The sequence below is a fragment of the Algibacter sp. L4_22 genome (genome assembly GCF_023473045.1).
Lineage (GTDB): Bacteria > Bacteroidota > Bacteroidia > Flavobacteriales > Flavobacteriaceae > Algibacter.
Genome location: NZ_JAMCOK010000001.1, coordinates 687,353 through 701,407 on the forward strand (window position 1 = coordinate 687,353; position 14,055 = coordinate 701,407).

The 14,055-nt window shown below is 31.8% G+C and carries 8 protein-coding genes; 1 reads left to right on the forward strand and 7 read right to left on the reverse strand.

Going from position 1 to position 14,055, the window contains the following annotated elements; genetic code table 11:
- Positions 1 to 51: 51 nt before the first annotated feature.
- From M4I23_RS02930 to M4I23_RS02950, 5 genes are all read right to left on the reverse strand, one after another.
- Complete coding sequence (locus M4I23_RS02930; RefSeq protein WP_249753401.1) at positions 52 to 771, reverse strand: NUDIX domain-containing protein; 720 nt, start codon at positions 769 to 771, stop codon at positions 52 to 54.
- Positions 772 to 863: 92 nt separating this feature from the next.
- Positions 864 to 1,712: a S9 family peptidase gene (locus M4I23_RS02935; protein ID WP_249753402.1), complete on the reverse strand. Its 849-nt coding sequence runs from the start codon at positions 1,710 to 1,712 to the stop codon at positions 864 to 866.
- A gap of 1 nt (position 1,713) precedes the next feature.
- Positions 1,714 to 4,473 (reverse strand): PD-(D/E)XK nuclease family protein, encoded by a 2,760-nt coding sequence (locus M4I23_RS02940; protein ID WP_249753595.1) that lies wholly within the window; start codon positions 4,471 to 4,473, stop codon positions 1,714 to 1,716.
- A gap of 81 nt (positions 4,474 to 4,554) precedes the next feature.
- Positions 4,555 to 5,949 carry an OmpA family protein gene (locus tag M4I23_RS02945; protein ID WP_249753403.1) on the reverse strand — a complete coding sequence of 465 codons (1,395 nt, stop codon included), beginning with the start codon at positions 5,947 to 5,949 and terminating at the stop codon, positions 4,555 to 4,557.
- A gap of 435 nt (positions 5,950 to 6,384) precedes the next feature.
- Positions 6,385 to 9,525: an exodeoxyribonuclease V subunit beta gene (locus M4I23_RS02950; RefSeq protein ID WP_249753404.1), complete on the reverse strand. Its 3,141-nt coding sequence runs from the start codon at positions 9,523 to 9,525 to the stop codon at positions 6,385 to 6,387.
- Positions 9,526 to 9,650: 125 nt separating this feature from the next.
- On the opposite strand from M4I23_RS02950, the gene M4I23_RS02955 reads away from it, so the two are divergent.
- Entirely contained in the window at positions 9,651 to 10,259 is a 609-nt protein-coding gene (locus M4I23_RS02955; RefSeq protein ID WP_249753405.1) for a superoxide dismutase, read from the forward strand.
- Between the two features lie 667 nt (positions 10,260 to 10,926).
- Here the strand turns inward: M4I23_RS02955 and M4I23_RS02960 are convergent.
- Both M4I23_RS02960 and M4I23_RS02965 read right to left on the reverse strand, forming a co-directional pair.
- The gene (locus M4I23_RS02960) at positions 10,927 to 12,825 is read right to left on the reverse strand and encodes an amidophosphoribosyltransferase (RefSeq protein WP_249753406.1); all 1,899 of its coding nucleotides are present in this window, start codon (positions 12,823 to 12,825) and stop codon (positions 10,927 to 10,929) included.
- Between the two features lie 139 nt (positions 12,826 to 12,964).
- Positions 12,965 to 13,891, reverse strand: a complete 927-nt coding sequence (locus M4I23_RS02965) for a PfkB family carbohydrate kinase (protein WP_158846689.1) — start codon at positions 13,889 to 13,891, stop codon at positions 12,965 to 12,967.
- Positions 13,892 to 14,055 lie beyond the last annotated feature (164 nt).

The window sequence follows — 14,055 nt, forward strand, 5'->3', positions numbered from 1 at the left end:
TAGTTAAGTTTGAAAAAGGTTGAGCATTTATCGCTCAGCCTTTTTTTATGTTCAATTTTTGAACAACGAAAAATTAAACCCTTTTTGTTCTAACCTTTTATATTTTGTATAATCGAATTTATAAAGGAAAGCTCCTTTTTTAGAACCCGATTTATCTTTTTCATTTAAAGGAATAAGCAATTTTAGAGACATTAATTTTTTTCTGAAATTCCGAGTATCTAATGTTTTCTGAAAAATAGCTTCATATAAATTTTGAAACTGCGGAATAGTAAATTTCTTAGGTAGTAATTCAAATCCAATTGGGTAAAATCTAGCTTTTCGACGTAATCTATTTAGTGCATCTTCAATCATTAAATCATGATCTAAAACTAAATTAGGGAGTTTATCAACCTCATACCAAATGGCATCGTGTTTTGCAACCAATTCCTTATCGTAATCATCAATACGAATTAATGCATAGTATGCTATAGAAATACAGCGAGCACCCGGATCTCGATCAATATTAGAGTAGGTCTTTAACTCTTCCATAAAGATGTTCTCTAAGCCTGTAATTTCATTTAAAACACGACGAGCAGCTTCATTTGCAGCTTCATCAGGCTTTACAAAACTTCCAATTAAAGATAAAGTGCCTTTAAAAGGTTCCACGCGTCTTTCAAAAACTAATAGTTTTAAAATACCGTTATCAAACCCAAAAATGATGCAATCGGTTGCAACATAGATTCGCATTTCGGGTGCATAAATATCATTTAACGGTAAATTACTGTTATCCATAAAAACAAAAGTAAAAAATAGCTTTAATTAAAAGGGGTTAAATAGAATATTTAAAGATTTTTGCTAATAGAATTAACTCAAATCTTAAGGTTTTATATTGAATTTTTTATAAACGACACCGCACATTCAACAACATTTTTAAGTTCTTTCGGCAGAACATTGCTTTCCCAAGGATGTTTTGTATTAAAAACATGATTGGCATTTTTAATAATTTCTAATTCGCTTTTAGGATTCCATTTATGCAAGTGTTCTGCTTCGTCAATTAAAACGCTAGTATCGTTATTACCATGAATAATTAAATGCGGAATTTTTAAGTTTGAAACGGCTCGCTTTATCGTAAGTCGTTCTTCATTTTTAATGAAATCTTCATAAAACTGATAAAAATGTGGCATTTGTTGTTTTGTTCGGCCGTTTAAAACATATTTTACACCTGTGTTTTTCCAATCATCCAAATCGCCAATGGTTGCTGTTCGTTTGCCTAAATCGCAAACACCTGCTAAACCTATCACAGTTTTAATTCGAGGATCTTCTTCGGCTTTAATAGCAACAATTCCGCCACCTCTGCTGTGTCCAATTAAGTTTATTGCATTTAGACGCCCAATCGATTTAATGGTTTCGTTTTCGTTAGTCCAATTAATAACCGATTCCAAATCGTCTAACTCTATAGTGTAATTGTTATTTCCAAAAGCTTCCAAATCAGGGAAGTCTATGGGCTGCTCCATAGTACCGCCATTATGGGAAAAATTGAATTTTATAAAGCAAAAGCCAGCTTCTGCGAAAGCGTTTGCCATTAAACCCCAAGCACCCCAGTCCTTAAAACCTTTGTAACCATGGCAAAAAATAATTATTGGTAAATTAGATTTTTCTGAATCAAAAGTTATATCAATTAAAATTGGCTTTTCGTGTTTGCCGTCAATAATAAAATTGTCGTTTGCTATCATATTAAACTTCTTTTTCGGTGAATGGAATATTTGGATTGCATATTTCTAAAATTAAAGTTTTTAATTCAACATAGAAATTATCGAGTGTTTCTTGAGTAATTAATGCATCTTTTATAGCGCCATTTCCTGACTTATCTTTTTTAGAAAACTTTAAAAATCCAGCTTTCAAGTTTTTAAATGAAATAATACCGGCTTCAACAGGAAGTGTAATTTCATTAGAAAGTAACATCATATAGGCATAGGTTAAAACCTGGAAACTTTTGCTGTATTTAGTGTAATCTGTCGTGATATCTTCCCAATTTACAATTTCAACTTTATTGGTGTCAACTCGTCCTGTTTTGTAATCTACAATTCTGGTAACGCCGTTATATTCGTCTACACGATCCACTTTTCCTGTTAAGTTAACAGGGAAATCTAGTTCTGGAATTTTTATTAAAACCTTGTTATTAGATTCTATGGCTATTATTTTTATTTTGTTCCCTGCTTTTAAATCTTCAATTTCTAAATCTAAAAAGTTTGAAACATAACGCTTTGCAATTTCATAAATAATCAGGTTTTTACCTTTAGTGATATCTCCTTCTTTAAATTCGTTTTTAAAATGAAAGGTTACTTTTTCGTTAATTTTTGTTTTTAATTTCTTAATAGTTTCAACCGATAAAAATGTATTTACCAAAGGTTTGTAAAAATCTTCGAGGGTATTGTGTACAACGGTTCCTAATGTGTTGGCTGCAACTGTTTCTTCAACTTCGTCGTGTTCTTTGATTTTTAAAATTTTCTGATAATAAAAATCCATCGGATTCCTTATATAATTAGTAAGGGAAGAAGGGGAAAAACCTTTTGCAGCTATTTCTTTTAATCTATTTTGGGAATCTTCAGTTTTGGCTACAACCTTTAATTCGGGAGAAATTACCGGTACGTGTGGCGCTATTATTTCGTGGTGAATGTTATGTATATTTTCTAGCTCTAGTTGAGTTATAAAACGGCTTTTTTCACCACCAGTAAGTGCATCAGCTTCTGTGTTGTAAAGTATATAGACATTTTTAGCACGCTGTAGTAAACGATAAAAGTGATAGGTGTAAACCGCATCTTTTTCTTTATAAGTGGGTAGTTTATTTTCTATCTTAACATCAAATGGAATAAATGAATTGTTACTTTTTCCTGATGGTAATATACCTTCGTTAACCGATGAGATAATTACAGTTTCAAAATCTAACACCCGAGACTCTAACATACCCATAATTTGTAAACCCTGTAGAGGTTCGCCTTGGAAATCTAGTGTTTCAGAGCTTAGTAATTCTTTGTAAACACCAAATAAGGTCGAAATATCTTTAATGTGGTGATATTCTGAATTTAACAAAGAAAGGGAATTAAATAATTCATTAAAGCGAAACAAGTATTCTAGCGAGAGTAAATTCGCTTCTTTGTTTTCATCTAAATGATTTTTTATTTTTGAAATAATTTGGCTAGAGTTTTTTAATGCTAAATCTATGGATATATTCCAGTTAGAAAACAATAAATCTAAGATATCATTCGATGGGTTCTTTATCTCTTTTAAACGTGAAACTGTAAGATAAACTAAGTTATTGGAATCTATAGTTTCAATTATTTTAGCTGCATAATCAACGTTATCAATATAGAATAATGGACGAATAAACTGATGAGATAACACCGTTACAATATCTTTAAAATAAAAAGTGTTGCCAGAGCTTTTATGAATGTGAAATAAACTTTCGAATAGTGATGCTAGTGGAATTGATTTTAACGGGAATCCCATTGTAATATTGAGCGCATCTACTGCTGGTGGTATTGAATTTAATACGGGAATTAATAAGTTTTCATCTCCTAAAACTACCGCGGTGCTTTGTAACGATTTAGTTTCGGCTTCAATGTTTTTTAAAAGTGTACCAATATATTTAGCTTGCCCGATATTTTTTGGAACACCATAAATATTTATGTTTTTTTCTTTTGAATAGTTCTCGGTAATCCACTCGAAGGGTTCTTTTTCAAAGTATTTCCAATTTTTTTTATGTTGTCTTGTAAAAAGTGCTGCATCGTGTTTTGGATTATTGATAAACACGCTATCAATATCCCAATAAACCTTCGCTAAGCTACTTTTTAATAGTTTTTGTATAATGGTCTCCTCAGCTGTGTTTAACGCGTTAAAACCTAAAAAAACGTGATGTTTATTTGAGTTGTTATTTATGTATGTATCACAGTTTTCTGCAGCTTTACGGTAAATTAAACCTTGATAGCCAATCTCTTTATCTAAAAGTTGTTTGGTAAAGTGGGTGTAGTATTTATAAAGTTTATTCCAGAACTGTAAATATTTTTTAACAAAGTCTGTTTGGTTCGCTTCTACCGACCAATGTGTCAATTCTTGAATATCGCTTAAATAGTTAAATATGTTTTCCTGTGGTATCAGGTAACGATCTATTTCATTAAAATCTTGAAGTAATATTTGGGCCCATTTAGAAAAGGATTCAAAACTATCTTGATCTTCCTTATTAGTAAGTGCTAAATAGCTATTGTAGAATTTGAAAAGTAACTCGGTATTCGATGTGGTTTTAAGTCCAGATAAATCTTCAACAAACTCTTCGATACTAATGATATCTGGAACGAATATAGTTTCTTGTATAACATGGACTAATTGATGTTTTAAAAAGAGACCGGCTCTTTTACTCGGTAAAACAAAAGTGATTTCAGAAAGGTTGTAGTTGTTCTTTTTTAAATCGTTTAAAACATCAAAAATGAAAGTTGTTATCATTTTATAAAAATAAAAAACGCTTCGGATATCCGAAGCGTTTTTTGTAAACTTATTTTATTTAAAGTTAACTATATCTAATTACTTAGCTAAGTTAATTTCAACACGTCTGTTATTTGCTCTACCAGCTCTAGTTTTGTTAGAGTCGATTGGTTTAGATTCACCATAACCAAGTGCAGATAATCTAAATGCATCGATACCGTTTTGAATTAAGTATTCTTTTACAGAATTAGCTCTAGAATCAGATAATCTTTGGTTTAATTTATCGCTACCAACACTATCAGTATGACCTTCAACTGTAAATTTAGAAGTTGGGTATTCTTTTAAGATATTGATGATATCAGTCAATACAGCAGAAGATTGTGCTTTGATTGAAGATTTACCAGTATCAAATAAGATAGTTTTAGCATACTCATTCAATTGTTTTTGAACAGCAGCAGTAACTTCTGGGCAACCATTATTTGCAACAGTACCTTTTACTTCAGGACATTTATCATCTTTGTCTAAAACACCATCACCATCAGTATCAGTGTAAGGACATCCTTTGTTAGCTGCAGGACCTGCAACATCTGGACATTTATCATCAGCATCAGTAACACCGTCACCGTCAGCATCAGGACATCCACCTAAAGATTTTAAACCTGCAACAGTTGGGCAGTTATCATCTTTATCAGCAACACCGTCACCGTCAGAATCAGGACAACCGTTAAATTCAGCAGTACCTGCTTCGTTTGGACAATCATCTTTACTATCTTCGATACCATCACCGTCAGTATCAGGACAACCGTTGAAAGCTTCTAAACCAGCAACATCTGGACAAGCATCATCTTTATCAAATATACCATCACCGTCAGTATCAGTTCCACCAAATTTGATAGAGATACCAGCAGAATGTTGGAAATGAGAATCTAAGTAATCTTCAAACGCATGTTTGTAAGATGTTTGAACTGTTAAACCGATGTTATCGTTAAACCAAACGTTTAAACCGATAGTACCATTTAAAGTACCAGCACCAATTTCATCAATCCAAGTGTATCCACCACCAATTCCTGCGAAAGGATCAATTGTAGTGTTTTCTAAAAAGTTATATTTAATTGTACCATCAACACCGTAGTATGATAAATCATCAACGCTATTTTCTACATCTGGGTCAGAACTAATATCTCCCCATTTTTCAATTTTATTTAAAGAACCAGTAACTCCAAATGAGAAACCATCGCTTAAATATTTAGATACCGAAATAGTAGATAAAGAAGGTAAAATGTTCCAGTGATCAGAAGCATTAGCGAACTCATCTGCGAAAGAGTCACTCGCGAAACCACCTCCAGTAAAAAGACTACCGTCTCCAGAAGGATAAGCATCAACTGCGTTTACACCAATGGTGATTTGCCAAGGGTTGTTTTTGTCTTGCGCATTAGCGTTGCTATAACATAGTACAAGCAACATAGCGAACAATAATCTGCTAAGATTTTTCATATTCAAAATTTTAAATTTTAAGTGTTAATTGTGAACAAAAGTAAGTTGTTATATCTTATTAACAAAGACAAATATATAAAAAATATTTAGACACGTGTATTTCGTCGATTGTTCAAGTCTTTTTTTATCAAATTTAACAGTTATGTATAACGTGTCGTTGCCGTATTAACATTGTCTCGCCTTGTTTTGGAGTGTTTAATCATTCAAATTTTACTTTTTTAAAGTTTTATAAAAAAAAGCAGTGAATTTTGCTTTTTTTCAGCAAAATGAGATAGTTTGAGACAGTTAAGCGTTTAGAATTTGCAACAAAAGAAGGCGTTATTGTCTTTTTTAAGAATAAAATATTTTTATTTGTAAGAAATTACATTTAGATTAAGTGTGCTGCTATTTTTAACAATTTAACACCCTTAATTCATGTGTAATTTAACAGTTTTTCTAAAAATAAAGTTCTTTAATATTAATTTCTTGGTTAATATATACAAGGAATTTCTGTTTAACAGAGAAATTCATGCTTTCTAAAATATCTTGATAAACCTGAAGTTGTTGTTCATGTTTTTTGTCTTCAATACCAGTTTTGTAGTCTAAAATTACGGCTTCTTTATTTGCATTTACAACTACGCGGTCTGGACGTAAAATAACACCTTCTTTCGTTATAATGTCTCGCTCATTATATATGGTATTGCTTTTTGTGAAAAATGTAGCGAGTTTTTTGTGATTTACGATTTCAAAAACTAGCGGTTTAAGTTCAAAAGCTTGCTCTTGATTTATAGTGGACGATGAAACAAAATCCTTAATAACACTATCAACATCATCTTTTGTTTCAATGTGCGACATAATATCATGTATTAAATTCCCTTTTTCAATTGCTTCCTCTTGGTTGGTATCCCAAAGAAAACCAGATTTGGTAATAACTTTTATGTTGTGATGTTCTTTTGAGGTTGAAATAAATTCGTGTTGAATATTAGTTTCTTTTGAAGTTGAAGTTTCCTTTGATGTTTTTGTAATGTCGCCAAAACTGTAAATCAATTCACTATCGTTCCAAAGATTGCAATGTTGTAAATAATTGATAAGTAAGCCGGAATATTTTTTAGATTTTGCCTCTTCTTTCAAAGCGCTATCGTTTTTCGATATAATATATAGTTGTTCTACTGGGCGTGTAAGTGCAACGTAAAGCAAATTAATATTATCCAATTCTTGCTCTGCTTTATGGTTCTCAAATATTTGCTGGCCTTGTTTTCCAAAGAACTCAAAATCTTTATTGAAATTTAAAAGCGTATGCGAAAACCCATTATATTTTTCTTTATCAATTTCCAACCATTCTTTAGGTTCTATTTCTCGGTAAATATCCATATCTGCATACGGAAAGATAACTACCGGAAATTCTAGACCTTTAGATTTATGTATGGTCATTATTTGCACAGCATCTTGCCCTTTCGGGGAAATAATACTCAGGTTTTCCTTTTTCTTGTCGAAATATTCTACAAAGGCCGAAATATCCGATCCTTTTTTCTGTGAAAAGTCTAAAACAATATCTAAATAAAACTGCACATAAGCGTTTGATGTTTTTACTAAATTGAAACTTCTAACAATAGTTTCAGCTAAATCATAAAGCGGTAATTGTAGTAAAGTTTCACTATTTATTGAAATATTGAAGGCTTCAAAGCTCTTGAAAAAATCTGAAATATTAAGCGTAATATGATTTGCGAAGAAGCCATGTTTGTCTTCAATATTAAAAAGCGTCGCTAAATAATCCAAAACCTCCATTTTAAGCTCATCATTTTTAGGCTGCATTAAATAGCCTAAAACGGCATTTGTAAAAACCACTTCAGGAGCATTGTTGATTAGTAAAGTTTCCGATGATATAATCGGGATATTTTGCTGACTTAAATAATTTGCAACTGCTACACCTTCTTTTTTCTTTCTAACTAAAACGCAGATGTCTTCTAGTTTATAACCGTTTACTAAGCAGTTTTTTATGTTTTCGTGTACTTTTTTTGGGAAAACTTCGTCTTTATCATCTTCTTTTTCAAAATCTAGAAAAGAGATTTCAACATAACCTGTTTGATCTTTTTTTATGTTTTGACTTGCGTTTTCATATAAATCTTTATAATCTTCTTTTTTAAAAATTTGACTCGAAAGAAACTTAAAAAAACTATTATTGAAATCAACAATTTCTTTGAAGCTTCGGTAATTGTCTGGTAAATTGTCTACCAGTTGTTCGATTGGAAAGGGATGACTTTTTTTGTTAAACAAATCTATAAATTGTTCTGCTTTACCACCACGCCATCTGTAAATAGCTTGCTTTGCATCGCCAACTATCATGGTGCTACCGTTTTCGGAGGCTACTGAGTTTTCGAGTAACGGAATTAAATTACTCCATTGGCTTTCGGAAGTATCTTGAAATTCATCAATAAAATAATGATTAAACTTTTCACCAATACGCTCATAAATAAAGGGTGTAGGTTGGTTTTTAATTTCTTTGCTAATAATGCTATTAAATTCTGAAATCAGCATTTTGTTTTGATCCTCTTTAAGTAAAGTAAGTTCTGTGTTTATAGCATTTAAAACAGATAGTGGCGTGATGTTTTTATAAAAAGCTTTCAAAAACTTATGGTTAAATACCGCTTGCTTAGTTATGTTGAAAACGAGGTTTATCTGTGGTTGTAAACTATCAATAATTCCGGCTATTTCTGCCGTAACTCGTTTTGGGTACAATGTGCCGTTTTCAAGATTTTCTTGCCACTTATTCCCAAAGGCGACATTTAGATTGTTGTTGGCTAGTTTTTCAAAATGTTTTGGTAAATATCCGCTAGTAAAATCTTTAAATTCTAGTCCAGATGCTTCAAGCTGTACTAAAAATTGTTTTGCTTTTTCTGCAATAAAGGCTTCTTCTTGTATGATATCTTTTTTTAGCTGATTTTTCAGTGTTTTAAAATCTTCTAAAGTTTTATCTTTTATTTTTTCAAAAAAAGGGATATCGTTTTCATTAACTAATAGTTTGGCTATTTTATTAAAATCGAAAGCTACATCGTAACTTTTATCGTCGTCTGCCTTTTCAATAGCAAAATCCACCAATACCTTGGTAAGTATATCATCGGTTCCTGCTTTAGAAATTAGGCTGTCTACGGCTTCCCTTAATAGAGAATCTTGGTCCAATTCGACCTCAAAATTTAATGGTAATTTTAAATCGTGTGCAAAAGTTCTAATCAATTTATGGGTAAAACCATCTATGGTAGAAATATCGAAAGCAGCGTAATTATGTATTATACTTTCTAAAAGTGTAATAGCTTTATTATGAAGTTGTTCTGGTTTTAAATCTAATTCTTTACAAATTGATGAAAACATGGCATTGTCAGATTTCAGGATTTTTTCACTCGAAAATTCCTTTAAAGTATCTATAATGCGGCCTTTCATTTCTGCAACCGCTTTATTTGTAAAAGTAATTGCTAAAATATTCTTAAATAAATAAGGTTTATTTGAACTAAATAGGATTTTTAAATAGGCTTTTACTAGGGTGAATGTTTTTCCGCTGCCTGCTGAGGCGTTGTAAATAGTAAAAGGTTGGTTGCTTTGCATGAATTTTAATTTGCATACAAGATAAAAACTATCGATGAGTTGATAACAATTTATTATTTTTAATTAACCTGATTTATGTGTAGATTTGAAATAAATTAAATATTAATTAAATAAAAATAAAAATTATGGCTTTTGAATTACCAGAATTAGGGTACGCTTACGACGCTTTAGAACCACATATGGATGCACGTACTATGGAAATACACCATACTAAGCACCACCAAGGATATACAAATAATTTAAATAATGCTATTGCAGGAACCGATTTAGAAGGGAAATCTATTGAAGATATTCTTACAAATTTAGATATGGATAATGCAGCGGTTAGAAATAATGGAGGTGGGTTTTTTAACCACTCTTTATTTTGGAGTGTAATGAATCCTGAAGATAAAGGATATTTATCTGGAGAATTAAAAGATGCTATAGATGCAACTTTTGGATCTAAAGATGAATTTATTGCTGAGTTCAGTAAAGCAGCAGCTACTCGTTTTGGATCTGGTTGGGCATGGTTATGTGTTCATAAAGGAGGGAAGCTAGAAATCTGTTCTACGCCAAACCAAGATAACCCATTAATGCCTGGTGTAACTTGTGAAGGAACTCCAATTTTAGGTTTAGATGTTTGGGAACATGCATATTACTTAAACTACCAAAACCGTCGTCCAGATTATATTAAAGCATTTTTTAGTGTTGTTAACTGGAATGAAGTTGAAAAACGTTATGCTGAAGCAAAGTAAGTAAATAACATATAATATTTTATAAAGCCGTTTCTGTTAAAGGAGACGGTTTTTTTTTAAATAATTTCTATTCGGAAATTTAATAGATTTTATCTTCGGAAAAATATGGCGATGAAATCTAGCTTGATCGTTACTTGATTAAGATTTGTAGAATGTATTTGTTTAGTTAAAGAAACAGCATCATTAGAATTTTATATGGAAGTAGAATATAAGGGGGTTTAAAAGGAATTGATTCTACTTGAAGTTTATTTAAAGAAAACACGAGATTTTATAAAATGAAAAAGGTGAACAGATGTTCACCTTTTTGCCCCAAATCTACCATGAACTTAACCTACTTATGTTATGGTGAGACAAATATATGTTTGTATGCTTAGTTACTAAAATTTCTTAGTTAAACTACTGATATATTGGTTTAAGAGTTATATTAATTATTGTTGGGGTTTAATCGAAAATAAATTGGAAACGAAAATATTGTGCATAAAAAAAGGCGAACAGATGTTCGCCTTTTTTTGCCCCAAATCTACCATGAACTTAACCTACTTATGTTATGGTGATACTAATTTATGTGTATTTGCCGTAAATTTGTTATATTTTAGATGAAATACATTTTTTTTAGGATGAAATACGTTTTTCGTAATTAAATTTAAGAAAAATGATAATTTAAAAATTAATATGCACGTTCATTATTGCCTTCGTAAAAATTGATAAATGCACGATTAACTACACGATTTCCGCCATTGGTTGGGTAGTCTCCTGTAAAATACCAGTCTCCTAAATGTTCCGGGCAAGCTTTGTGTAAATTATCAACCGATTGGAAAATAACTTTAACTTCTGCTTTCATACTATCGTCGCTTAACAACTCTGATATTTTATCTGAAATTTGCTCATCTGTAAACGGATCGTAAACTTCTTTTACAAAGTTTTGTACGTGTTTATCTTTTAAATCAGTTTGTTCTATACATTTTTTGTAAACATCTTCGATAATATGATACTGATTGTTGTCTTTTAACAACGCTAAAGCAGCTTGAAAAGCAACTAAACTTTCTAAGTTTGCCATATCAATTCCATAACAATCTGGATAACGGATTTGTGGAGCCGATGATACAACAATTATTTTTTTAGGATTTAAACGATCTAGCATTTTTAAGATACTTTTCTTTAAAGTGGTACCTCTTACAATACTATCGTCAATAATTACCAAATTATCGGTTGGCTTTATAACCCCGTAAGTTACATCGTAAACATGAGCTACTAAATCATCACGACTGCTATCCTCCGTAATAAACGTTCTTAACTTTACGTCTTTAATTGCTATTTTTTCAACACGAGCACGTTCTGATAAAATTTCGGTTACTTCTTCTGCTGAAATAGAGCGTTTTCCGTTTAAAATAGCATCCGTTTTCTTTTTATTAATATAGTCTTCTGCAGTTTCAATCATCCCGAAAAACGATGTTTCGGCAGTATTTGGAATAAAAGAGAATACCGTGTTTTTTGTATCGTTATCAATAGCTTTTAAAACCTTCGGCATAAGTAATCTACCAAGCATTTTACGTTCTTGATAAATTTCGGCATCACTACCTCTTGAGAAATAAATACGCTCGAATGAACAAGATTTACGCTCTAAAGGCTCTAATATTTGTTTCAATCTAAATTCTCCAGATTTTTTGATAATAATAGCTTGTCCTGGTTCTAGTTCCTTAACATCTTCAAACTTCACATTAAATACGGTTTGAATTACTGGACGTTCTGAAGCTACAACAACAATTTCATCATCTTGATAATAGTAAGCTGGTCGAATTCCTGCTGGATCACGTAAAACAAAAGCATCACCATGGCCAATAAGTCCAGCCATAGCATAACCACCATCCCAACTTTTAGCAGCACGTTTTAAAATTTTACCAACTTTTAAACGTTCAGCAATTAAAGGAGAAGCTTGTTGTTTATTATAACCTTCTTTTTTTAAATCACGATATATTTTACTAACTGCATCATCAAGAAAATGACCAATTTTTTCCATTATAGTAATGGTGTCAGTATATTCTTTTGGATGTTGCCCTAATTCAATCAAGCTATTGAATAATTCTTTTACATTAGTCATGTTAAAGTTTCCGGCCATAATAAGGTTACGGTGCATCCAGTTGTTTTGTCTTAAAAATGGATGTACACTTTCGACACTGTTTTTTCCGAAAGTTCCATAACGCACATGTCCAAGTAACACTTCGCCAATATAAGGAAGGTTCTTTTTTTGCGCAGCCACATCATTCATATATTCCGGGTGTGCTTTAAACTCGGCATTAACACGGTCGTTTATTTGAGCAAAAATGTCCTGAATAGGTTGCTGAGCAATAGAACGTACTCTACTAATGTAGCGTTCACCTGGTTTTGTATCTAATTTAATACTTGCAAGCCCAGCTCCGTCTTGACCACGGTTGTGCTGCTTTTCCATCATTAAATACATTTTATTTACGCCATAAAATGCGCTACCGTATTTTTCCTTGTAAAATTCTAACGGTTTTAATAGTCTAATAACTGCTATTCCACATTCGTGTTTTAGGGCATCACTCATAGTCTAAATGTTTTCGCTTTGTTCTTTAAGTTCACTTTAAAAATAAATTTTTTAATTTCTCATCTGATAACTATCAGGCTTTGTGAGAATAACAATATCTGTTAAACTAAAAACGCGCCCAAATTTTGAGCGCGTTAGTTTATGTTAATTCTATTTCAAATTGCGTTAAATGCTTAAACTGCATCAGTCGTTGTTGTACTTCGCTATGCGATAGATTTTCCATGCGTTCTGTGCCAAATTTCTCGACACAAAAAGAAGCTAGGGCAGAGCCATAAATAACAGCATTTTTCATGTTTTCAAAAGATACATCGCCTGTTTTTGCTAAATAACCTGCAAAGCCACCTGCAAAGGTGTCTCCGGCTCCTGTTGGATCAAATACTTCTGCTAATGGTAAAGCTGGTGCATAAAACATTTGTTCGTTATGAAATAATAATGCGCCATGTTCTCCTTTTTTAATAACCACATATTTTGGTCCCATTTCATGAATTTTTTGCGCTGCAACAACTAACGAGTATTCGCCAGTTAATTGTCGTGCTTCTTCATCATTAATGGTAATCACATCAATACGTTTTATTACATTGTGTAAATCTTGGAGTGCAATATCCATCCAAAAATTCATAGTATCTAGAATTACTAATTTTGGTTTAGTAGTCATTTGATCTAATACACTAGATTGGACGAGTGGGTGTAAGTTTCCTAACATAACCACTTCGGCATCCTTATAGTTTTCTGGAACAATAGGATTGAAGTCTTCTAAAGTATTTAGCTCAGTGACTAAAGTGTCGCGAGAATTCATATCGTTATGATATTTTCCGCTCCAAAAGAATGTTTTGCCTTCTTTCACTATTTCAATACCCGAAATATCGATATTTTTACTAGAAAGTAAGTCTAAATATTTTTGTTCAAAATCGCCACCAACAATAGATACAATGGCAGAGTCTACATCAAAATTAGATGCAGATAAGCCGATGTACGTACCAGCGCCACCTAAAATTTTATCGGTTTTACCGAATGGCGTTTCAATAGCATCATAAGCTACTGTGCCAACTATTACTAATTTACCCATGAAAGTTCTTGATAATTTTCTGCAAATATATGGTTTTTTTAAGCACCATTTCCCTAATAAATTGTTAGAATTTACGTGTTTTAAATTCTTAATTTATTGGGTGTTTATTGCAAGAAAATTTAATTATTATAGATTAATTCTGTGAATCTATCAATAAGAGAAGT

Coding starts and splice junctions, on each gene's coding strand:
- M4I23_RS02965 (WP_158846689.1), bottom strand. CDS start 13,891: ATGGGTAAATTAGTAATAGTTGGCACAGTAGCTTATGATGCTATTGAA.
- M4I23_RS02930 (WP_249753401.1), bottom strand. CDS start 771: ATGGATAACAGTAATTTACCGTTAAATGATATTTATGCACCCGAAATG.
- M4I23_RS02950 (WP_249753404.1), bottom strand. CDS start 9,525: ATGCAAAGCAACCAACCTTTTACTATTTACAACGCCTCAGCAGGCAGC.
- M4I23_RS02945 (WP_249753403.1), bottom strand. CDS start 5,949: ATGAAAAATCTTAGCAGATTATTGTTCGCTATGTTGCTTGTACTATGT.
- M4I23_RS02960 (WP_249753406.1), bottom strand. CDS start 12,825: ATGAGTGATGCCCTAAAACACGAATGTGGAATAGCAGTTATTAGACTA.
- M4I23_RS02935 (WP_249753402.1), bottom strand. CDS start 1,712: ATGATAGCAAACGACAATTTTATTATTGACGGCAAACACGAAAAGCCA.
- M4I23_RS02955 (WP_249753405.1), top strand. CDS start 9,651: ATGGCTTTTGAATTACCAGAATTAGGGTACGCTTACGACGCTTTAGAA.